Source organism: Streptomyces amakusaensis, assembly GCF_039532665.1.
Lineage (GTDB): Bacteria > Actinomycetota > Actinomycetes > Streptomycetales > Streptomycetaceae > Streptomyces > Streptomyces amakusaensis.
Genome location: NZ_BAAASB010000003.1, coordinates 328,514 through 350,019, shown reverse-complemented (window position 1 = coordinate 350,019; position 21,506 = coordinate 328,514). Strand labels below are relative to the sequence as shown.

At 72.8% G+C, this 21,506-nt stretch carries 17 protein-coding genes and 1 pseudogene; 11 read left to right on the top strand and 7 right to left on the bottom strand.

Going from position 1 to position 21,506, the window contains the following annotated elements; genetic code table 11:
* Positions 1–101 precede the first annotated feature (101 nt).
* On the top strand, positions 102–1,073 hold the full coding sequence (gene speB, locus ABD371_RS06675; RefSeq protein WP_344473763.1) for an agmatinase: 972 nt from the start codon (positions 102–104) through the stop codon (positions 1,071–1,073).
* Positions 1,070–2,752 (top strand): thiamine pyrophosphate-binding protein, encoded by a 1,683-nt coding sequence (locus tag ABD371_RS06670; RefSeq protein WP_344473761.1) that lies wholly within the window; start codon positions 1,070–1,072, stop codon positions 2,750–2,752. The genes speB and ABD371_RS06670 overlap by 4 nt, the downstream gene beginning before the upstream one ends.
* Before the next feature lie 24 nt (positions 2,753–2,776).
* Here ABD371_RS06670 and ABD371_RS06665 read toward each other — a convergent pair whose 3' ends face one another.
* A complete protein-coding gene (locus ABD371_RS06665; RefSeq protein WP_344473759.1) occupies positions 2,777–3,427 on the bottom strand; it encodes a response regulator transcription factor in 651 nt (216 codons plus the stop codon).
* A 9-nt stretch (positions 3,428–3,436) separates the two neighbouring features.
* On the bottom strand, positions 3,437–4,621 hold the full coding sequence (locus ABD371_RS06660; protein ID WP_344473757.1) for a sensor histidine kinase: 1,185 nt from the start codon (positions 4,619–4,621) through the stop codon (positions 3,437–3,439).
* Positions 4,622–4,728: 107 nt separating this feature from the next.
* Between ABD371_RS06660 and ABD371_RS06655 the strand changes: the two genes are divergently transcribed.
* The gene (locus ABD371_RS06655) at positions 4,729–5,661 is read left to right on the top strand and encodes an ABC transporter ATP-binding protein (protein ID WP_344473755.1); all 933 of its coding nucleotides are present in this window, start codon (positions 4,729–4,731) and stop codon (positions 5,659–5,661) included.
* A gap of 2 nt (positions 5,662–5,663) precedes the next feature.
* Entirely contained in the window at positions 5,664–6,428 is a 765-nt protein-coding gene (locus ABD371_RS06650; protein ID WP_344473753.1) for an ABC transporter permease, read from the top strand.
* Positions 6,429–6,460: 32 nt separating this feature from the next.
* Here the strand turns inward: ABD371_RS06650 and ABD371_RS06645 are convergent, their stop codons facing one another.
* Positions 6,461–6,868 (bottom strand): ATP-binding protein, encoded by a 408-nt coding sequence (locus ABD371_RS06645; protein ID WP_344473751.1) that lies wholly within the window; start codon positions 6,866–6,868, stop codon positions 6,461–6,463.
* A gap of 185 nt (positions 6,869–7,053) precedes the next feature.
* Between ABD371_RS06645 and ABD371_RS06640 the strand changes: the two genes are divergently transcribed.
* The 6 genes from ABD371_RS06640 to ABD371_RS06615 all read left to right on the top strand — a co-directional run bounded on the left by ABD371_RS06640 (position 7,054) and on the right by ABD371_RS06615 (position 16,022).
* Positions 7,054–7,812, top strand: coding sequence for a GntR family transcriptional regulator (locus ABD371_RS06640; RefSeq protein WP_344473749.1), 759 nt, complete (start codon positions 7,054–7,056; stop codon positions 7,810–7,812).
* 99 nt (positions 7,813–7,911) lie between these two features.
* Positions 7,912–8,784, top strand: a complete 873-nt coding sequence (locus ABD371_RS06635) for a serine hydrolase (RefSeq protein ID WP_344473747.1) — start codon at positions 7,912–7,914, stop codon at positions 8,782–8,784.
* A gap of 149 nt (positions 8,785–8,933) precedes the next feature.
* Positions 8,934–9,887 carry a serine hydrolase gene (locus ABD371_RS06630; protein WP_344473745.1) on the top strand — a complete coding sequence of 318 codons (954 nt, stop codon included), beginning with the start codon at positions 8,934–8,936 and terminating at the stop codon, positions 9,885–9,887.
* A 172-nt stretch (positions 9,888–10,059) separates the two neighbouring features.
* Positions 10,060–13,770: an ABC transporter ATP-binding protein gene (locus ABD371_RS06625; protein WP_344474110.1), complete on the top strand. Its 3,711-nt coding sequence runs from the start codon at positions 10,060–10,062 to the stop codon at positions 13,768–13,770.
* A 129-nt stretch (positions 13,771–13,899) separates the two neighbouring features.
* Positions 13,900–14,430, top strand: a complete 531-nt coding sequence (locus ABD371_RS06620) for a hypothetical protein (RefSeq protein WP_381733269.1) — start codon at positions 13,900–13,902, stop codon at positions 14,428–14,430.
* A 131-nt stretch (positions 14,431–14,561) separates the two neighbouring features.
* Positions 14,562–16,022 (top strand): S28 family serine protease, encoded by a 1,461-nt coding sequence (locus ABD371_RS06615; protein WP_344473743.1) that lies wholly within the window; start codon positions 14,562–14,564, stop codon positions 16,020–16,022.
* A gap of 27 nt (positions 16,023–16,049) precedes the next feature.
* On the opposite strand, the gene ABD371_RS06610 is transcribed toward ABD371_RS06615, so the two are convergent.
* From ABD371_RS06610 to ABD371_RS06600, 3 genes are all read right to left on the bottom strand, one after another.
* Complete coding sequence (locus ABD371_RS06610) at positions 16,050–16,577, bottom strand: hypothetical protein (protein WP_381733375.1); 528 nt, start codon at positions 16,575–16,577, stop codon at positions 16,050–16,052.
* Between the two features lie 172 nt (positions 16,578–16,749).
* Entirely contained in the window at positions 16,750–18,576 is a 1,827-nt protein-coding gene (locus ABD371_RS06605; protein ID WP_344473739.1) for a glycoside hydrolase family 3 protein, read from the bottom strand.
* 211 nt (positions 18,577–18,787) lie between these two features.
* The gene (locus ABD371_RS06600) at positions 18,788–19,687 is read right to left on the bottom strand and encodes a LysR family transcriptional regulator (protein WP_344473737.1); all 900 of its coding nucleotides are present in this window, start codon (positions 19,685–19,687) and stop codon (positions 18,788–18,790) included.
* An 87-nt stretch (positions 19,688–19,774) separates the two neighbouring features.
* Here ABD371_RS06600 and ABD371_RS06595 point away from each other — a divergent pair, with 87 nt between their 5' ends.
* On the top strand, positions 19,775–20,788 hold the full coding sequence (locus ABD371_RS06595; RefSeq protein ID WP_344473734.1) for an EamA family transporter: 1,014 nt from the start codon (positions 19,775–19,777) through the stop codon (positions 20,786–20,788).
* Here ABD371_RS06595 and ABD371_RS06590 read toward each other — a convergent pair.
* Positions 20,733–21,335: pseudogene (locus tag ABD371_RS06590) on the bottom strand (sugar phosphate isomerase/epimerase family protein); the annotation flags it as partial. The gene ABD371_RS06595 and the pseudogene ABD371_RS06590 overlap by 56 nt on opposite strands.
* Between the last annotated feature and the right edge of the window lie 171 nt (positions 21,336–21,506).

The window sequence follows — 21,506 nt, the reverse complement described above, 5'->3', positions numbered from 1 at the left end:
CAGGGGACGGCGAGACCCGGCGAACACGGTGACCGTCGCTCCGCACCGAAACCCTGACTACAGTCGGAAAACGCGACGAAGCGTAGGAAAGAAGGCATTCCATGAGCAGCATCGAGCAGCCGCGCGGCCCCGTCGACTCCTCCCGCGTCCCCCGGTACGCGGGCCCCGCCACGTTCGCCCGGCTGCCCCGCCTCGACGAGGTCGGCCGCGCCGACGTCGCCGTCGTCGGCGTGCCCTTCGACGCCGGGGTCTCCTACCGCCCCGGCGCGCGCTTCGGCGGCAACGCCATCCGCGAGGCCTCCCGGCTGCTGCGCCCCTACAACCCCGCCCAGGACGCCTCCCCCTTCGCGCTGGCCCAGGTCGCCGACGCGGGCGACATCGCCGCCAACCCCTTCGACATCAACGAGGCCGTCGAGACCATCGAGGCCGCCGCCGACGACCTCATCGGCACCGGTGCCCGGCTGATGACCCTCGGCGGCGACCACACCATCGCCCTGCCGCTGCTCCGCTCGGTCGCCAGGAAGCACGGCCCGGTCGCCCTGCTCCACTTCGACGCCCACCTGGACACCTGGGACACCTACTTCGGGGCCGAGTACACCCACGGCACCCCCTTCCGCCGGGCCGTCGAGGAGGGCATCCTCGACACCTCCGCCCTCTCCCACGTCGGCACCCGGGGCCCCCTCTACGGCAAGCAGGACCTCACCGACGACGAGAAGATGGGCTTCGGCATCGTCACCTCCGCCGACGTCTACCGGCGGGGCGCGGACGAGGTCGCCGACCAGCTCCGCCAGCGCATCGGCGACCGGCCGCTGTACATCTCCATCGACATCGACTGCCTCGACCCCGCGCACGCCCCCGGCACCGGCACCCCCGAGGCCGGCGGCATGACCTCCCGCGAACTCCTGGAGATCCTGCGCGGCCTCTCCTCCTGCAACCTGGTCTCGGCGGACGTCGTCGAGGTCGCCCCCGCCTACGACCACGCCGAGATCACCTCGGTCGCCGCGTCCCACACCGCGTACGAACTGACTACGATCATGTCCCGTCAGATAGCCGCCGAGAGGGCAGTCCAGTGACCCACGACCACGATGTGGTGCTGCGCCCCACCGCCGCGCAGACCGAGGCCGCGCTGAACCCGCCGCCCGGGCGCACCGGCGGCGACCTGGTGATCGAGACCCTCCAGGGCCTCGGCGCGACCACCGTGTTCGGCCTCCCCGGACAGCACGCGCTCGGCATGTTCGACGCCCTGCGCCGCTCCTCGCTCGGCTACGTAGGGCTCCGCGCCGAGAACAACGCGGGCTTCGCCGCCGACGCCTACGGCCGGATCACCGGCGAGGTCGCCCCGCTGCTGCTCTCCACCGGGCCCGGCGCGCTGATGTCGCTCGCCGCGCTCCAGGAGGCCGCCGCCGGATCGGCCCCGGTGCTCGCCATCGGCAGCCAGGTGCCCGCCGCCGGGCTCGGCGGCGGGCGGCACGGCTATCTCCACGAACTCCGCGACCAGCGGGCGTCCTTCCGCGACATCGTGAAATCCACCCACACCGCCCGTACGGCCTCCCAGATCCCGTCCGCGATAGCGGCCGCCTGGGAGTCGGCGCTGACCGCCCCGCACGGGCCGGTCTGGGTGGAGATCCCCCAGGACATCCTGCTCGCGCCGACCGTGCTGCCCGTGGTCACGGCCATGGACGCCACCCCCGAGGACGTCCTGCCCCGCCCCGAGCTGACCGCGCTCGCCGCCCATCTGCTGGCCGGGGCGGAGCGCCCGGCGATCGTCGCGGGCGGCGGAGTCGTACGCTCCGACGCCTCCGGCAAGCTCCGCGCGCTCGCCGAGCGGATCAACGCGCCCGTCGTCACCACCTTCGGCGGCAAGGGGGCCTTCCCCTGGACGCACCCGCTCTCGCTCCAGTCCTGGCTGGAGGACCGCCACACCACGGACTTCCTGGAGGACGCCGACGTCCTGCTGGTGATCGGCTCCGGACTCGGCGAACTCTCCTCGAACCACCACACCTTCGCCCCGCGCGGCCGGGTGATCCAGATCGAGGCGGACGCCGGCAAGCTGGAGTCCAACCACCCGGGCATCGGCATCCACGCGGACGCCCGCATCGCCCTCTCCGCCCTCCTGGAGACGGTCGAAGCGCGCCCCGACGCCACCGCGCCGGAGCGGGTACGCACCCTCCTCGCCCAGGTCCGAACCCGTATCGACGCCCAGGACCTCACCCTGGAGCGGCGGATCCTGGACGCGGTCCGCACGGCCCTGCCCGACGAAGCCCCCAGCTTCTGGGACATGACGATCCTCGCCTACTGGGCCTGGTCCGCCTTCGACGCCCGCCGCCCCAACACCATGCACTCCGCCCAGGGCGCGGGCGGCCTCGGCTACGCCTTCCCCGCCGCCCTCGGCGCGGCGGAGGCCGACCCCACCCGCCCGGTCCTCGCCGTCTCCGGCGACGGCGGCGCCATGTACTCGATCGCCGAACTCGCCACCGCCAAGCAGTACGGCTACCCCGTGACCTGGCTCATCGTCGACGACGGCGGCTACGGCATCCTGCGCGAGTACATGACCGACTCCTTCGGCGAAGCCACCGCCACCGAGCTGACCCGCCCCGACTTCACCGCCCTCGCCCACTCCTTCGGCGTGGACGCCGTCCGCACCGACCCCGACCGCCTGGCCGAGGACCTCGCCATGGCCCTCGCCGCCCCCGGCCCCTCGGTCGTCGTGCTGCCCGCCCTGCTGAGGATGTTCGCCCCGACGCACCTCTGACCGGCGTCACCCCCAGGGCCCGTCTCAGCCCGGCGCGACGAACCCCGACTCGTACGCCGCGATCACCGCCTGCGTCCGGTCCCGCGCGCCCAGCTTCGCCAGCACCGCGCTCACATGGCTCTTCACCGTCTCCGTACCCACGATCAGCCGCTCCGCCATCTCCGCGTTGCTCATCCCCCGCGCCATCAGCCGCAGCACCTCCCCCTCCCGCTCGGTCAGCGCCGCCCGCACCATCGCCGCCCGCGCCTCCCCGCTCCCGTACTCGGCCGCCAGCGCCCGCACCGCCGCCGGGAACAGCAGCGAGTCCCCCTCCGCCACCAGCCGCACCGCGTGCACGATCTCGGCGGGTCTGGCGCGCTTCAGCAGAAACCCGGCCGCCCCCGCCCGCAGCGCCGCGTACACGTACTCGTCGTTCTCGAAGGTCGTGACCACCAGGATCTTCGGCGGCCGTTCCACCGACGCCAGCACCGCCCGCGTCGCCTCGATCCCGTCCAGCAGCGGCATCCGCACATCCATCGCCACCACATCCGGCCGCAGGCTCCGCACCAGCGGCACCACCGCCGCCCCGTCGGCCGCCTCCCCCGCCACCACGATGTCGGGCTGGGCCTCCAGCACCGCCCGCAACCCGGCACGCACCAGCGGTTCGTCGTCCACGAGCAGTACGGAGATCGCCATCCGGGCAGCCTAGGCCGACTTCGCGATGTCCAGCGGCAGCGTCACCCGTACCCGCCACTCCCCGCCCTCCGGCCCCGCCGTGGCGCGCCCGCCGAGCAGGGCGGCCCGTTCGCGGATGCCGCGCAGCCCGCCGCCGCCCCGGCCGGTCCGGCCGCCCGGGAGGGGGTTGGCCACCTCCAGCTCGAGCCGGCCGCCGGCGATCGTGATCCGTACCCGGGTCGGCACCGGGCCCGCGTGGCGCAGCACATTGGTGAGGGACTCCTGCACGATCCGGTACCCCTCCCGGGAGACGGGACCCGGCACCAGGGAGAGCGGGCCGCTCACCTCGGCGTCGACGGTCGCGCCGGAGGCGCGGGCGGATTCCAGCAGCCGGGCCGTGTCGGCGAGGGTGGGCCGGGCGGGGACGGGGCCGCCGGACTCGCGGAGGACGAGCAGGACGCGCTCCAGATCCTCCAGGGCGGCGCGGCCGGTCTCCTCGATGGCGGTCAGGGCCCGTACGGTGAACTCCTCGTTCCGCGCGGCACGGGCCGCGCCCGCCTGCACCACGGCCACGGTCAGCGCGTGCCCGATGGAGTCGTGCAGCTCGCGGGCGATCCGGTTCCGCTCCAGCAGGAGTTCGGTGCGCTCCTCCAGGGCGGCGAGGCGCTCCGCGCCCGAGGGTCCCAGCAGCCGCCGGGCGATCGCGGTGATCAGCGTCCCGAGGCCCGCCGCCGCCGCGAGCAGGGCCAGGGCGGGCAGCGGCGCGAGCAGGGCGTACCACCAGTGCCCGCCCGGCACGCTCCACGGCAGCGCGCCCATCGCGACGGGGCCGGTGCCGCCCGCCGCCCGGGCGAGGGCGAACGAGAGCCCGGCCAGGGCGGCCGTGAGGTAGGCGGTGAGCAGCCCCAGCGCCAGCCGGACCTCCATCCACAGCGCCGTACGCCCGCGATCGGCCCAGCTCGCGGACGGCGCGGCGGCGATCTCCGACGCGGACTCCCGGTGGCCGTCCCCGGTCAGGAGCAGCCGCGCCTGAAGGCCCTCGGCCAGGCGCGTCGCCGGGATCAGCCCCACCAGACCGACGAGGACGAAGGGCGCGAACAGCCCCTCGTCGTCGATGAATTCCCACACTCCCCAGACGACCGCGCCGATGAACAGATGCAGCCAGCGGGTGTAGGTGACCGGACGGATCAGCGGGTGCGGCGACAGGGCGGGCATCGGGCCATCGTGTCAGCGGCCCGGTGCCGGCGGCTCCCCCGCGCGGGGGAGGGGCCGTCCCCGTACGGGGGAGGCGGCGGGGGCCTCGGGGCGGCCAGGCTGCTGCCATGACCAGCATCGACGTAGCCGAACTCACCAAGGAGTACGGTCCGGTCCGCGCCGTGGACGGGCTGAGCTTCACCGTACGCCCGGGCCGGGTCACCGGCTTCCTCGGGCCCAACGGCGCGGGCAAGTCCACCACCCTGCGCCTGATCCTGGGCCTGGACCGTCCCACCTCCGGCACCGCCACCGTCGGCGGGCTGCCGTACCGCGCGCTGGACGAACCCGCGCGCCGGGTCGGCGCGCTGCTCGACCCGGGGGCCGCAGGGGGCTCCCGCACCGGCCGCGACCATCTGCGCGTCCTCGCGGCGGCCGGCCGGATCCCGGCACGGCGGGTGGCCGAGGTACTGGAGCTGACCGGGATCGCGGGCGCGGCGGACCGCCGGATCCGGGGCTTCTCGCTGGGGATGCGGCAGCGGCTGGGGATCGCGGCGGCGCTGCTCGGCGACCCGGAGGTGCTGCTGCTGGACGAGCCGTCGAACGGGCTCGACCCCGAGGGCATCATCTGGCTCCGGGGGCTGCTGCGCGAGCTGGCCGGGGAGGGCAGGACGGTCCTGGTCTCCAGCCATCTGATGGGCGAGACGGCCGAGTTCGCCGACCAGCTGGTGGTGCTCGGCGGCGGCGCGCTCCTCGCCGACGCCGCCGTCGGCACGCTCATCGAGGACTGGACCACGCCCCGCGTACGGCTGCGCACCACGGAGGCGGCGGGGGAGCCGCTGCGCGCGCTGCTCACCGGGCACGGGTACGCGCCCGTCCTCGCCGCCGACGGCCGCTGGACGGTCGGGGGCGCGCGGGTGGCGGACATCGGTCCGCTCGCGGCGCGGGCGGGCCTGCCCGTACTGGAACTCGCCGGGGAACACGGCACCTTGGAGGAGGCGTATCTCGCGCTGACCGCCGGGGCACCGGAGTCCGCCGCCACCGCTCACCCCCGGGAGGTCTGACGATGTCCGCGTCCGTCACCACGGTCACCTCCGTCACCGCTTTCACCGCCGTGCTCCGCTCCGAGTCGCTGAAGATCCGCTCGGTGCGCTCCCTCGGACTCACCCTCGGCCTGGTCCTCGCCGTCACGGCGGGCTTCTCGGTGCTGATGAGCGCCTCGCTCGGCCCCGAGGAGCGGGCCGCGCCGGGCTTCGACCCGCTGGAGTCCACGTACTTCGGCCTCCACTTCGGCCAGGTCGCGGCGGTCTGCTTCGGCGCGCTGGCCGTCGCGGGGGAGTACCGGGGCGGCGCGCTCCGGGTCTCGCTGACCGCCGTACCGCGCCGGGGCCGCTTCTACGCGGCGAAGCTGGCCGCCGTCGCCCTCCCGTCGTTCGCGGTGGGCCTGGTCACCGGCGCGGTCTGCTTTCTGGCGGGGCAGCCGCTGACCGCCGGGGGAGGCCTCGGCCCCGGCGACCCGGGCGCGGTGCGCGCCATGGTGGGCTGCGGTCTGTATCTGACGCTGATCACCCTGCTCGCGGCCGGCCTCGCGACGCTGCTGCGCGGCGCGACCGCCGTGCTCGGGCTGCTGATCCCGCTGCTGCTGATCCTGCCCTTCGTCATCAAGGGCGAGGGGCTCGTCGAGTACCTCCCCGACCGCGCGGGCCGGCAGATCCTCTTCCAGGACCCGGTGGGCTCCCTGGGCCCCTGGGCGGGCCTCGCCGTACTCGCGCTCTGGACCGCCGCCGCCGTCTGGGCGGGGTGGGAGGCGCTGCGCCGCCGGGACGCCTGAATTCCGGGGCCCCGGCCCCGGCCCCGCCCCGGTCAGCGGGCCTTCAGCTCCGCCCAGACCGTCTTCCCGGCCCCCTGCGCCCGCTCGCCGCACCCCCAGCGCTCGGCGAGCGCGCGGACCAGCGCGAGCCCCCGGCCGTCCTCCTCCTCGGCCGCCGCCTCCCTCGGCTCGGGGCGGCGGCCGTCGGCGTCGGCCACCTCCAGCCGGAGCGTCCCGTCGCCGAGGGTGATCCGTACCCCGATCCCCCGGCCGTCCGGGGCGGGCGTGTGCCGGACGGCGTTGGCGACCAGCTCGGAGAGGAGCAGCGACGCGTCGTCGGCGGTCTCACCCGCGATCCCCCAGTCGGCGAGCCGCTCCCGGAGCAGGGCCCTGGCCCGCCCGGCGCTCCGGGGGGAGTGGGGGAGCGGCCAACCGGCCTCGACGGTGTGGGTGACGGACACGGAAGCCTCCACAGGATCGCGGTACGGACTGACGCATCTCTAGAGATGATCCGAGTGAAGCGCCACTCACGCTCCGGAGTCAAGTCGTCTCTAGAGATGTTCGATTGCGTGTGTCGCCGTGGAAGGTCGAACAGGATCGGGGAGCCTGCCTAGGATGGCCGGAGATGATCCGGGAGGGGTCCCACATGGGAAGCCAGGGCGGCGGCCGACAGCCCAAGTACCAGCGCATCGCCCTCGAACTGAAGGCCGCCATCGAGACCGGGGAGTACGGTCCGGGCGACCGGTTGCCCGGTGAGAACGATCTGATGGCCGCGCACGCCGTCGCCCGGATGACCGCCCGGCAGGCGATCGGGGTGCTGCGGGCGGAGGGGCTGGCCGAGGCGAGGAAGGGCGCGGGGGTCTTCGTCCGCGAGTACCGGCCGATCCGGCGGCGCGGAGTGCAGCGGCTGTCGGCGGGGCTGTGGGGCGAGGGCCGCTCGGTGTGGTCGATGGACGCCGAGGGGTGGGATCTGAAGCTGGACTCGGTCTCCGTGGCCGAGGAGAGTCCGCCGGAGGCGATCCGGTCGCTGCTCGGCCTCGCCGAGGGCGCGCCCGTGTGTCTGCGGCGCAGAAGGTACGCGCTCAATGGGCGGCCCGTCATGCTGGCCACCTCGCATCTCGACGCCGGACTCGTCGCGGGAACGGCGATCACCGAGATCGACACCGGCCCGGGCGGCATCTACGCCAGGCTCGGCGAGATCGGCCACCGGCCGGTCCGCTTCCGTGAGGAGATCCGCTCGCGGATGCCCGCACCGCTGGAGACCGACCGGCTCTCCCTCCCGGCGGGCACCCCCGTGGTCCTCATCCGCCGCACCGCCTTCACCGAGGAGGGCACCGCCGTCGAGGTCAACGACATGGTCCTCGACTCGTCCGCCTACATCCTGGAGTACGACTTCACGCCCTGAGTGAATCGAAATTCGAGCGGGCCGGAAGCCGGCCCTGCCGAACATCCGCGCGTTCACAGGTACGCGTGCGTCAATGGCCCTCCAACCCAAGGGGGCCTCATGACACACCGGTTACCGCGCACGGCGGCACTCCTCCTCGCCGCTCTCCCGCTCGCCCCGCTGCTCACCGCAGCCCCGGCGGCAGCGGCCCCCGCCGCTCCCGCTCCCGCCGCCCCGGCCGCCGTCGCCGAAGATCTGGAAGTCGCCTGCACTTCCATGGACGTGGACCTCGCCTACCGCCTGGGGCGGGACATACTCGCCGCCGTGGGCGACCGCGCCTCGACCACCGCCGTCCATGTCCACGACCGGATCAGCGACACCAGCTGCGAGGTGAGCGCGGACCGGCCCTACGACTCGGCGAGCGTCGTCAAGGTCACCGTCCTCGGCGCGCTGCTGCTGGACGCGCAGGAGCGGGGGCGGAAGCTCACGGCGCGGGAGCGCTCGCTGGCCCGGGCCATGATCACCGCGTCCGACAACGCCTCCACCTCGGCGCTGTGGCAGCAGCTGGGCACCGGCCGGGTGCAGCGGTTCCTGGACGCCGCCGGGATGCGGGCGACCACCCCGGGCGGGGGCGGCTTCTGGGGGCTCACCCAGGTGACCGCGCGCGACCAGGGCACTCTGCTCGCCCTGCTGACCGGTGAGAACGACGTCCTCACCGACGCCTCCCGGCGCTACGCGCTGAAGCTGATGAGCGAGGTGATCCCGTCCCAGCGCTGGGGCACCCCGGCCGGCGCGCCCGCCGGGACCGCCGTCCGCCTCAAGAACGGCTGGCTGCCCAGGGCGACCCACGGCTGGCGGGTGCACAGCCTCGGAGCCTTCAGCGGCACCGGACGCGATTACACGATCACCGTCCTCACCGAGGACAACGCGGTCATGAACGACGGCGTGACGACCATAGAGGCCGTCTCCCGCGCCGTTCACCAGCACCTCTGACACCTCCCGTCCCACGCGGGTCACCGGTAAGCAACCGTTCGGACGGGTCCGGAATTGTCGTACAACCATCCCGTCCCCCGTGAGTCATGAGTGGTGGGTGCACATGAATGGGGCGCCCGCATCAGGCACCAGGGGATGGGGAATCCTCCATGACGCACCACCGAACAGCCGCGCCCGGGCGCGCCGTCGCCGCCGTGCTCGCGGCGGCCGTACTCCTGCCGACCGCCGTGGCCGCCGCACCCGCTGCCGCCGCCGCGCCGAAGGTCGGCTGCACGTCGAAGAAGGCGGGGCTCGCCGCCAAGATGACGAAGGACCTCACCGCCGCCCTCAAGGGCCGCAAGGGCACCATCGCCTTCCAGGTCGACGACACGGTGACCAGAACGAGCTGCGCGTACCGCGCGACCCAGAAGTTCGACTCGGCGAGCGTCGTCAAGGTCACCGTCCTCGGCGCGCTGCTGCTGGACGCGCAGAAGAAGAAGCGGAAGCTGACCTCGCAGGAGCAGAAGCTCGCCAAGGCGATGATCACCAAGTCGGACAACGCCTCCACCTCCACCCTGTGGAAGCAGCTCGGCACGGCCAGGATCAAGAGCTTCCTCAGCGGCGCGGGGATGACCCAGACCACCCCCGGGGCAAACGGCTACTGGGGCCTCACCCAGATCACCGCCCGGGACGAGCAGCGGCTGCTGGCACGGCTGACCGCGAAGAACACCCTGCTCAACGACGACTCCCGGGCCTACGCCCGCAAGCTGATGCGCGAGGTCGTCCCGTCCCAGCGCTGGGGCACCCCGGCCGGCGCGCCCGCCACCGCGACCGTCCAGGTCAAGAACGGCTGGCTGCCCCGGAAGACCCACGGCTGGCGGGTGCACAGCGTGGGGGCCTTCACCGGCAAGGGCCACGACTACACGATCACCGTGCTCACTCAGGGCAACAAGTCGATGAACGACGGGGTCAACAGCATCCAGGCCGTCTCCCGCGCCGTCCACAAGGCCCTCAACCCCAAGGCGCCCGCGCGCACCGCCTTCGCGCCGCCCGCCGTGCCGAGCGGGTCCGTCCCGGCCACCCCCGAGCGGGCCGCCTCCCCCGACGTCCGGGCCTTGGACTAAACGCCACCTTTGTTAAGGCGGGATGAAATCCGCCGCTCAGCGCGTTGGTGCCTTCCGGTGGGACAGAACCGACGGGAGGCACCACGTGGCGGCTGCGAAGGCGGCGGAACGGACAGGGAGCGCGGGGAACGCCGGGAGCCCTGACGGCCCCGGTCGCGGCTGGGCACGGCGGCTGAGCGGTTACGCGTGGCGATACCGCCGCAATGTGATCCTCGCCCTCGGCTCCTCCCTGGCGGGCATGGCCGTCATGGCCCTGGTCCCGCTCATCACCAAAGTCGTCATCGACGACGTCATCGGGGACGGCACCCGCTCCCTCGCCGTCTGGACCGGCCTGCTGCTGGCCGCCGCCGTCGTCGTCTACGTACTGACGTACATACGCCGCTACTACGGCGGCCGGCTCGCCCTCGACGTCCAGCACGATCTGCGTACCGACATGTACGCGACGATCACCCGGCTCGACGGCCGCCGCCAGGACGAACTCTCCACCGGGCAGGTCGTCGGCCGTGCCACCAGCGACCTCCAGCTCATCCAGGGCCTGCTCTTCATGCTCCCGATGACCATCGGGAACATCCTGCTCTTCCTCATCTCCCTCGTGATCATGGCGTGGCTCTCGCTGCCGCTCACCCTGATCGCCCTCGCCGTCGCCCCCGCCCTCTGGTGGATCGCCGACCGCAGCCGCCACCGTCTCCACCCCGCCACCTGGTACGCGCAGAGCCAGGCCGCCTCCGTCGCCTCCGTCGTGGACGGCGCGGTCTCCGGCGTACGCGTGGTCAAGGGCTTCGGCCAGGAGGAGCAGGAGTCCGGAAAACTGCGCGCCGCGAGCCGCAAGCTCTTCGCGGGCCGGCTGCGCACCATCAAGCTCAACGCCCGCTACACCCCCGCCCTCCAGGCGGTGCCCGCGCTCGGCCAGGTCGCCATGCTCGCCACCGGCGGCTGGCTGGCCACCCGGGGGCAGATCACCCTCGGCACCTTCGTCGCCTTCTCCGCCTATCTCGCCCAGCTCGTCGGCCCGGTGCGGATGCTCGCCGTCGTCCTGACCGTGGGACAGCAGGCCAGGGCCGGCGTGGACCGCGTCCTGGAGCTGATCGACACCGAGCCGACCCTGCGCGACGGCACCAAGGAACTCCCCGCCGACGCTCCGGCCACCGTCGAGTTCGACGCGGTGACCTTCGGTTACGACCCGGAGCGGCCGGTCCTCGACGGGTTCTCGCTGGAGATCGGCGAGGGCGAGACCGTCGCCGTCGTCGGCGCGTCCGGCAGCGGCAAGTCCACCGTCTCGCTGCTGCTGCCCCGCTTCTACGACGTGACCCACGGCGCGGTCCTCGTCGGCGGCCACGATGTGCGCGAGCTGACCACCGACTCGCTGCGGGCCGCCATCGGGCTCGTCCCCGAGGACAGCTTCCTCTTCTCCGACACCGTCCGCGCGAACATCGCGTACGGAAAGCCGGACGCCACCCGGGAGGAGATCGAGACCGCCGCGCGCGCCGCCCAGGCGGACCGTTTCATCTCCGAGCTTCCCGAGGGGTACGACACCGAGGTCGGCGAACAGGGCCTGTCCCTCTCCGGCGGCCAGCGCCAGCGCATCGCGCTCGCCCGGGCCATCCTCACCGACCCGCGTCTCCTCCTCCTGGACGACGCCACCTCCGCCGTCGACGCCCGGGTCGAGCACGAGATCCACGAGGCCCTGCGCACGGTCATGACCGGCCGCACCACCCTGCTGATCGCCCACCGCCGCTCCACCCTGAACCTCGCCGACCGGATCGCCGTCCTGGACGGCGGCCGGCTCGCCGACATCGGCACCCACGAGGAGCTGACCGCCCGCTCCGCCCTCTACCGCAAGCTGCTCACCGACCCGGACGAGCTGGGCGCGGTCTCCCCGGGACACACCCCGCCGTCCTCGGGCGCGCCCGACGACGACCGCACCGTGCGCGAGGAGCTGGACGCCGAGTTCGACGCCGAGCGCGGGATCACCCCCCGGCTCTGGGTCCGGGGCGAGAGCGTCCCCGAGTCCGCCGCCCCCGGGGCCACCCCCGAGCTGCTCGCGCAGGTCGAGGCGCTGCCGCCGGCGAACGCCACCCCCGATGTGGACGAGACCCGGGCCGCCGGGACCGAGCGCTCCCACAGCGAGGGCGGCGGGCTGCGGATGCTGCTGCGCGGCTTCGGGCTGCCGCTGCTGGCGAGCCTGCTGCTGGTCGCCGTCGACGCGGGCATGGGCCTCCTCCTCCCCGTACTGATCCGGCACGGCATCGACCAGGGCGTGGAACAGGCCGCCCTCGCCGCCGTGTGGACCGCCTCGCTGCTGGCGCTGCTCACCGTGGTGGTGCAGTGGATCGCCCAGACCGGCGAGATCAGGATGACCGGCCGCACCGGCGAGCGGGTGCTGTACTCCGTACGGCTGCGGATCTTCGCCCAGCTCCAGCGGCTGGGGCTCGACTACTACGAGCGCGAGCTGACCGGCCGGATCATGACCCGGATGACGACGGACGTGGACGCCCTGTCCACCTTCCTCCAGACCGGTCTGGTCACGGCCTTCGTCTCGGTGGTCACCTTCCTCGGCATCATGGCGGTGCTGGTCGTCATCGACGTCTCGCTGGCGCTGGTCGTCTTCGCGACGCTGCCGGTGCTGATCGTCGGCACCTGGTTCTTCCGCAGGCAGAGCGTGAAGGCGTACGAACTCGCCCGCGACCGGGTCAGCACCGTCAACGCAGACCTCCAGGAGTCCGTCTCCGGGCTCCGGATCGTGCAGGCGTTCCGCCGCGAGGCCGAGGGCAACCGCCGTTACGCGGAAGGCAGCGACAGCTACCGGCAGGCCAGGGTCAGGGGCCAGTGGCTGATATCTGTTTATTTCCCCTTTGTGCAGCTGCTGGCCTCGGTGGCCGCCGCCGCCGTGCTGATCGTCGGGGCCAACCGGATCGAGGCGGGCACCCTCACCACGGGCGCGCTGGTCGCCTATCTCCTCTACATCGAGCTGTTCTTCGCCCCGGTGCAGCAGCTCTCCCAGGTCTTCGACGGCTACCAGCAGGCCGCCGTCTCGGTGAAGCGCATCCAGCAGCTGCTGGCCGAGGAGACCTCCACCCGGCCCGCCCCCCGGCCCGCCGGCGTCTCCTCCCTGCGGGGCGAGATCGTCTTCGAGGACGTCGACTTCGCCTACGGCGACAAGGAGACCGCGCTGCGGGGCATCGACCTCCGCATACCCGCCGGACAGACCGTGGCCTTCGTCGGGGAGACCGGCGCGGGCAAGTCGACGCTGGTCAAGCTGGTGGCGCGGTTCTACGACCCCACCCGGGGCCGGGTCACCGCCGACGGCACCGATCTGCGCGAACTGGACATGACCGCCTACCGGCACCGGCTCGGGGTCGTGCCCCAGGAGTCGTATCTCTTCGAGGGCACCGTCCGCGACGCCATCGCCTACGGCCGCGCCGGGGCGAGCGACGCCGAGGTGGAGGCGGCGGCCCGCGCCGTCGGGGCCCACGACATGATCGCCACTCTCGACGGCGGCTATCTCCACGAGGTCGCCGAGCGCGGGCGCAATCTCTCGGCCGGTCAGCGCCAGTTGATCGCGCTGGCCCGCGCCGAGCTGGTCGACCCCGACATACTCCTTCTGGACGAGGCGACCGCAGCCCTGGACCTGGCGACCGAGGCCCAGGTCAACCAGGCGACCGACCGCCTCATCGGCCGCCGCACCACCCTGGTCGTCGCCCACCGCCTCACCACCGCCGCCCGCGCCGACCGTGTGGTGGTGATGGCCGACGGCGAGGTCGCCGAGGACGGCACCCACGCCGAACTCCTCGCCAGGGACGGCCGTTACGCCACCCTGTGGCGCACCTTCACCGGCACGGACGAGCGCCCGCCCGAGGACGTCCCGGCGGCCGTCGCCGGCTGAGGCGGCGATTCCGCCCGCCGTGCCGCCCCGCCGGTTGCTCCACCGGGGTGAGTTCGGCGGCCGGCGGGCCAACCAAACGCTTCGCCAGAGCGTGTACGAAGGTACGGGGACCGAGGCGAGGGGGCGGCGATGGCACTGAGCGGGCCGAGTACGGGAGATGCGGGAGACACGGGACGGGCCACGGCGCACGAAGCGGTACGAGGGACGGTGGACGCCCGGGGGACGGCGGAGCCGGTACGGGGGACGGCCCGGCGGTCGGTGTCCCGCCCCGGCCGCCGCTACGCCCGGCTCCTCGCCGTACTCCTCTCGCTGGTGACCTTCGCGCCGGCCGGCCCGGCCGCCGCCGCGGCCCCGTCGATCAGCGTGAACCCCTCCTCCGTCTGCACCGGAAGACCGGACAGGGTGCTGGAGTTCTCCACCGGCGAGCTGCGCGTCTACAAGAACCGCCGGTACGCGTGCGCCGTCACAATCGCGAAGAACCCCGGTCCGCGCCGGAAGATGTCCGTCTCCATCCAGGCGCGCGGCGGACACCCCCGGGTGGACGAGGGCCGCTTCACCCACCGGGCCGGACCGGTCACCGTGCACGCGCTCAACCGCTGCGTACGGGCCTCCGGCAAGGTTTCCGGAGTGGGACGTTCCACGGGTTGGATTCTCTGCTGACCGTCTTTGTGATCTTTCACCCCCTTCTGTCGCCTGAATTCATGTGAGTTGCAGATATGAGGGGCTGGCGGGTCGGGTGTGACCACCGCTAGGTTCGCCGCGAACCACATGAAGAAGTCAGGGGAGGGTTCATGCGCAAGACGCTCACAGGGGTGCTGTCGTTCGCGATGCTCATCGGCACCGCGACCGCGGCCGGGGCGGCCACCGAAGCGGCCACCGCCGCGAAGTCCGAGACCGGCACACAGGCCGGACAGCGGGCGGCACAGCAGGACATCAAGGACCGGATCCTCGCGATACCGGGGATGAGCCTGATCCAGGAGAAGCCCCACCCGGGCTACCGCTTCTTCGTCCTCAACTACACCCAGCCGGTCGACCACCGGAACCCCGGCAAGGGCACCTTCGAGCAGCGGATCACCCTGCTGCACAAGGACACCACCCGTCCCACCGTCTTCTTCACCTCCGGCTACGGGCTGAACACCAACCCGCGCCGCAGTGAGCCCACGGCGATCATCGACGGCAACCAGGTCTCCATGGAGTACCGTTTCTTCACGCCGTCCCGCCCGAGCCCGGCCGACTGGTCCAAGCTCGACATCTGGCAGGCCGCCAGCGACCAGCACCGCATCCACCAGGCGCTGAAGGGCATCTACGACCAGAAGTGGCTGGCCACCGGCGGCTCGAAGGGCGGGATGACCGCCACCTACTTCGAGCGCTTCTACCCGGACGACATGGACGGCATCGTCGCCTACGTCGCCCCGAACGACACGGTGAACCACAGCGACAAGGCGTACGACCGCTTCTTCGAGCGGGTCGGCACCCAGGAGTGCCGCACCAAGCTCAACAACGTCCAGCGCGAGTCGCTGATCCGCCGGGGGCCGCTCCAGGAGCTCTACAAGAAGCAGGTGGCCGCGAACGGCTACACCTTCAACACCATAGGCTCGCTGGACAAGGCCTTCGAGGCCGTCGTCCTCGACTTCACCTGGGGCTTCTGGCAGTACCGCAAGGAAGCCGACTGCGCCGCGATCCCCGTCGCCGCCGACACCACCGACCAGGAGCTGTTCGACCTGGTCGACGACATCTCCGGCTTCTCCTTCTACACCGACCAGGGCCTGACCCCGTACACGCCGTACTACTACCAGGCCGGTACGGAGATGGGCGCGCCGGACATCAAGCAGCGCCACCTCAAGGGGCTGAGCCGGTACGGGTACCAGCCGCCGCGCAACTTCGTCCCGCGCGACATCGAGATGACGTTCAAGCCGAAGGCGATGAAGGACATCGACCGCTGGGTGCGCAATGACGGCACCCGGATGATGTTCGTCAACGGCGGGAACGACCCGTGGAGCGCGGAACCGTTCCGCCTCGGCAAGGGCAGCCGTGACAGCTATGTCTACACGGTCCCCGGAGCCAACCACGGTGCCAATGTGGCCGGTCTGCCCGCCGCCGAGAAGGCCGCCGCCACCGCCTCGATCCTGAAGTGGGCGGGCGTCGCCCCGGCCGCCGTCCAGAAGAGCGAGACGAAGGCCAAGCCGCTGGCGCGCTTCGACGCCAAGCTCGACAAGCGCGAAGTGCGCAAGGAGTCGGCCCTGCGGCCGTAACCCCTTCCCCCGGGCCGCGCCCGCCGCTCACACGCGGCGGGCGCAGCCCACCGGGCTCTCTCCCGTCAGCCGTATGTACAGGGCGGTGCCGGCCGGGCACCGCGCCCTGTCGGGGTGGGCCGAACCGATCGTGTACTCGGGCTCGTACGCCCCCGAGCCGTCGCAGGCGGTCTCCTTCACCCGGCCGTCCCCGGTGCGGTGGACACAGTCGCCGACCACGGTGTGCGGGCCGCCGCCCCCGCCGGGATCTCCCGGATGCGGTGGCTCCAGATTGCGCATGCAGGCGTATCCCCCGCCCGCCCTGTGGCTCGGGGAGATGCGCAGCACGAAGTCCGTGGTGAGCGGGCACAAGGGCCCGTCGGCCGGCCGCCCGTCATACCGGGCGATCACCCGGGCGACCGCCTCCGCCCGGGTGCAGAGCGTCTCCCGGGCGTTGTGACCGCGTGAGCCGCACTCGTCGACGTCCAGCAGCACCGGCCCGTGGCCGCCGTCCGGCGGCGCGGCGGACCGCCCGGCGGACCGGTCGCCGTCCGACGAGCAGCCGGCCGTCAGCATCAGCGCGCCGAGCAGCGCACCGAGCAGCGCGCCCCTGGCGGCGGAACGCGGATGTGCCACAGCAAACCCCCCTGAACCTCCGGCCGCCGTCGGCCGGTCGGTCCAGGGTGGCCCGGCACAGGCACCTCACGCCAGTGGCGCGAGGTGCCGGAGGGGCTGCCTTTCCGCCCGCTCAGCCGTCGTAGCGGAGTCCGTGCCCGGCCGGGAAGAGCACCGCCGTCGGATCATCCGCCCGGAGCACCGGAACCGGCAGCTTCCCCTCCGGTTCAACCCGTCCCGCGATGACCCGCGCGGCGGCCCTCAGCTCCACCGCCGACCAGCCGTACGAGGCCAGCGCGGCGGAGACCTCGCCGAGCCGCGCGATGTCGTACGGATTGCGCAGGGCCAGCGTGATCACCGGAACGCCGGTCGCCACCAGCCGGGAGACCAGGGTGCGCTGACTGCTCGCCCCGTCCACGTTGTAGGTGGTGACGATCACCGCGTCCTGGCCGGCCGCCGCCGCGACCGCCTGGTCGATCTGGGCCGGGGTGGGGGCCTTCTCGAAGGGCAGCGCGGTCGGGGTGAAGCCCAGTTCGGCGAAGGACTTCCGCAGCGCGGCGACGGGCCGTTCGTTCTGCCGCACGGCCGGGTTGGGATCGTTCCCGACGATCAGCAGATTCCGCTGCCGCCGCCGGCTCAGCGGCAGCAGCTCCTCCTTGTTGACCAGCAGTGTCGTGGTCCGCTCGGCGATCTCGGCGGCGGTGGCGAGATGCTGGGGGATCCCGACGGTACGGTCCACCCCGGGGTGGGTGACATACGGGTCGCGGAGCAGCCCCAGCCTGTCCTTCAGCCGCAGGATCCGCAGGATCGATTCGTCGAGGCGGTCCTCGGTCAGCTCGCCGCCGAGCACCGCGTCGCGCACCGCGTTCCAGGCGAGCGCCAGATTCTCCGGGTAGAGCAGCTGGTCGGCCCCCGCCTTCAGCGCGAGCACCGGCACCCGGGCCTCGCCGTACTTGGTGAGCACCCCCTTCATATTGAGGGCGTCGGTCACCACCACACCGTCGAAGCCGAGTTCGCCCCGGAGGATCCCGGTGAGGATGGCGGGCGAGAGGGTGGCCGGGTCCTCGCTCGGGTCCAGCGCCGGGAACTGGATGTGCGCCGTCATGATCGAGTCGATCCCGGCGGCGATCGCGGACCGGAACGCGGGGGCGTCGATCCGGCTCCACTCCTCGCGGGTGTGCAGGATGCGCGGGAGGGCGGTGTGGCTGTCGACGCTGGTGTTGCCGTGTCCGGGGAAGTGCTTGGCGCAGGCCGCGACGCCCGCGCTCCGATAGCCGCGCACCTGGGAGGAGACCATCCGGGCGGCGGCGTTCGGGTCGGAGCCGAAGGAGCGGACGTTGATGACCGGGTTGGCGGGGTTGACGTTGACGTCGGCGACCGGCGCGTAGTTCTGGTGGACGCCCATCGCCGCGAGTTCGGCCCCGGCGATCCGCCCCGCGCTGCGGGCGTCCTTGCGGGAGCGGCCGGCCCCCAGGGCCATCGCACCGGGGAACTGTGTCACCGGATCGCCGATCCGGGTCACCGCGCCGTGCTCCTGGTCGACGGAGATCAGCAGCGGCAGGGGAGTGGCCTGGGCGAGCCCGGCGCGCTGGATTCCGTTGGAGAGATCGGCGATCTGATGGGGCTCCCGGACGTTGTCCGCCCAGGAGAAGTAGATGATGCCTCCGACGTGGTACCTGGCGACCAGCTCGGCCGCCGAGCGGACGCCGAAGTCCCTCAGGTTCAGCTCGGCGTACCCCTGCTCGGGGTCGGTGGCGGAGTGCCCCCAGACCCGTGAGACGAAGAGCTGGCCGACCTTCTCCTCCAGGCTCATCCGGGAGATCAGCCGCTTGAGCCGCTCGGTGTGCCGGCCGCTGTCGGCGGCGGAGGCGGCGGACGGGCCCGCCGCGACGGCGGCGGTGGCGGCGGTGGCTGTGGTGGCGGCGAGGAGGGTGCGTCTGGAGAGGCTCCGGTCGTTCATGGTGCTCCTTCCGGCCTTGCCCAATAAGCGAGTTGAAGGAAACTTCCAAGGACAAACGGATAACCGGAAAATAACTACCAGGTCAAGGGTCCGGCACCGGAAACCGTGCGCGCCGCGCGAAAGGTCACCGGTACGGCGGGGGGTATGCCCGCGTATGGCCCGCCGCCGGGGCCGCGCGCCGGGGGCCGGCCCCGGCGCGCCCCGAGCCGCCTCACCCCGCCCCGTACATCTCCCTCATCACCCGCACCGCCGCCACGATCGACGGCCGTCTCGAAGCCCCCACCCGCCACAGCGCGTACACCCGCCGCCTCGGCACCGGATCCAGCTCCACCGCCACCACCCCGGCGGGCAGCGGACCCCGGCCCATCCGGGGGATCACCGCGATCCCCAGCCCGGCCGCCACCAGTGCGAGTTGGGTGTGGTTGTCCTCCGCCAGATGCACCAGATCCGGCTCGCACCCCACCGGGCGCAGGGTGCGCAGCAGCCAGTCGTGACAGACCGTCCCCGGCGGCTGGCTGATCCAGCGCTCCCCCGCCAGCTCCTCCCGCCGCACCGCGCCCCGCCCCGCCAGCCGGTGCCCCTCGGGGAGCAGCAGATCGCACAGATCGTCCCCGATGCGCACCTGCTCCACCCCGTCCGGCGCGGGCAGCGGCGCGATGTCCCAGTCGTGGGCGACCGCCAGATCCGTCATTCCCCGGACCACCAGATCCACCGAGAGATGCGGATCGACCTCCGTCAGCCGCGCGTCCAGCCCCGGATGCAGCCGCCCCAGCTCCGCGAGGACCCCCGGCAGCAGCCCCCGCGCCGCCGACGAGAACGCCGCGATCGTCAGCCGTCCCGTCGGCCGCCCCCGGCGCTCCTCCAGCCTGACCTCGGCCCGCTCCACGATGGCCAGCAGCTCCTGCGCCGTCGCCGCCAGATGGCGCGCCTCGTCGGTGAGCGCGATCCCCCGCCCCCGCCGCTCCAGCAGCGTCGTACGCGTCTCCCGCTCCAACTTGGTGATCTGCTGCGACACCGCCGACGGGGTGTATCCGAGCGCGGTGGCCGCCGCGGCCACCGAACCGTGCACCGAGACCGCGTGCAGCGCCCGCAACCGCCCCAGATCGAGCATCCCCGCCCCCATTCATTAGCAGCGCTGAATCCCACCAGGTAGGAATCCGTGCTGGTACTACATGGTTATCCCAGCGATTCTCGATCCATGCGTCCCCTTCACACCACTCTCGCCGTTCTGGTCGCCGCGGTCTGGGGGGTGAACTTCGTCGTCATCGAGATCGGCCTCGACCACTTCCCGCCGCTCCTCTTCTCCGCCCTGCGCTTCCTGGTCGCGGCCCTGCCCGCGGTCTTCCTCGTCGGCCGCCCCAAGGTCGCCTGGAAGTGGATCGTCGCGGTGGGGTGCACGCTCGGCGTGGCGAAGTTCGGTCTCGTCTTCGTCGCCATGGACCAGGGGATGCCGGCCGGACTCTCCTCCCTGGTCCTCCAGATCCAGGCCGTCTTCACCGCCGTGTTCGCCGCCGCCCTCCTCGCCGAACGCCCGGACCGTATCCGCGTCCTCGGCATGACGATCGCTCTCGCGGGCGTCGTCCTCGCCGCCGTCGACGAGGGAGCCTCCGGGCCACTGCTCGCCTTCGGCCTGGTCGTCGCCGCCGCGGCCTGCTGGGGCCTCTCCAATGTGCTCACCCGCAAGGCGTCCCCGCCGGACGCCCTCAACTTCATGGTCTGGGTCTGCGTCGTCCCCGTACTCCCACTGCTCGCGCTCTCGCTCCTCATCGAAGGACCGAGCGCCGACCTTGAGGCGCTGCGCTCGCTGGACGCGGGCGGCGCGGGGGCGCTGATATTCGTCGCCTGGGTCTCCACCGTCTTCGGATTCGGCGTCTGGGGGTATCTGCTGCGCCGCTACCCCGCCTCGGTCGTCGCCCCGTTCTCGCTGCTCGTACCGGTCTTCGGGATGTCCTCCGCCGCCCTGTTCCTCGGTGAGCCGATCGGCCCGCTCCGCCGGGCGGCGGCGGTGCTGCTGATCGGCGGGGTCGCCCTCAGCACCCTGCGGCGAGCAGCCGCTCCAGCCGCCTCCGGCCCGGTGCCAGCAGCTCCGGCAGCTCCGCCGCCGCCGGATGCCAGCGCTTCTCGTACTCCCAGCTCACCCATGTCCCGGGAGGGAGCGCGGCCAGACACTCAGCCAGCGGGACCGTGCCCGCGCCGAGGGGCAGCGGGGTGAGGTCCTCGCGCGAGGCCACATCCTTGACCTGCACATAGTCGAGGAAGGGAGCGAGAGCGGCACGAGTGGCGGCCGGGCTCTCGCCGTTCAGCCACGGGTGCAGCACATCCCAGATCGCGCCCGTGTGCCGCCGGTCCACCGGCCCCAGCACCCGTGAGACCGCCGCGCCGGTGGGGTGCGAGTCATGGGTCTCCACCAGGATCCGTACGCCCGCCCCGGCCGCGATCCGCCCGGCGGCGGCCAGTCTGCGCACGGCCCTCGCGTCGGCGGTACGGGGCTTCTGCCCCTGCCCGCCGGGGAAGACCCGCACCCGGCGCGCGCCCAGATCCCGCGCCAGCCCGACCAGCTCCGCGATCTCCCCGAGCACCCGCCCGTCCTCCCCCTCCGCCGCGATCCCCACATACCCGCAGACCGCGACCACCTCCACCCCCGCCCGCCCGAACTCCTCCACCACCCGCCCCCGCTCCCTCCCCCCGATCCCCGTATGCACCGCCTCCTCCTCCGCGACCCTCAACTCCACCCCCTGGTAGCCGCTCTCCACCGCCATCCCCACCACTTCCCCCACCGAGACCCCCGGCACCCCCAACGTGGAAAACGCAAATCTCATCCTCGACTCCCTGCCAGTCACATTCGAGGCTTCGACGCCCGCACCGAACCAGGTGGTCAAATTCAGCCCGTCCGGCTATTGAGGACGTGCCTGGAGCTCAGTTCCTGGACG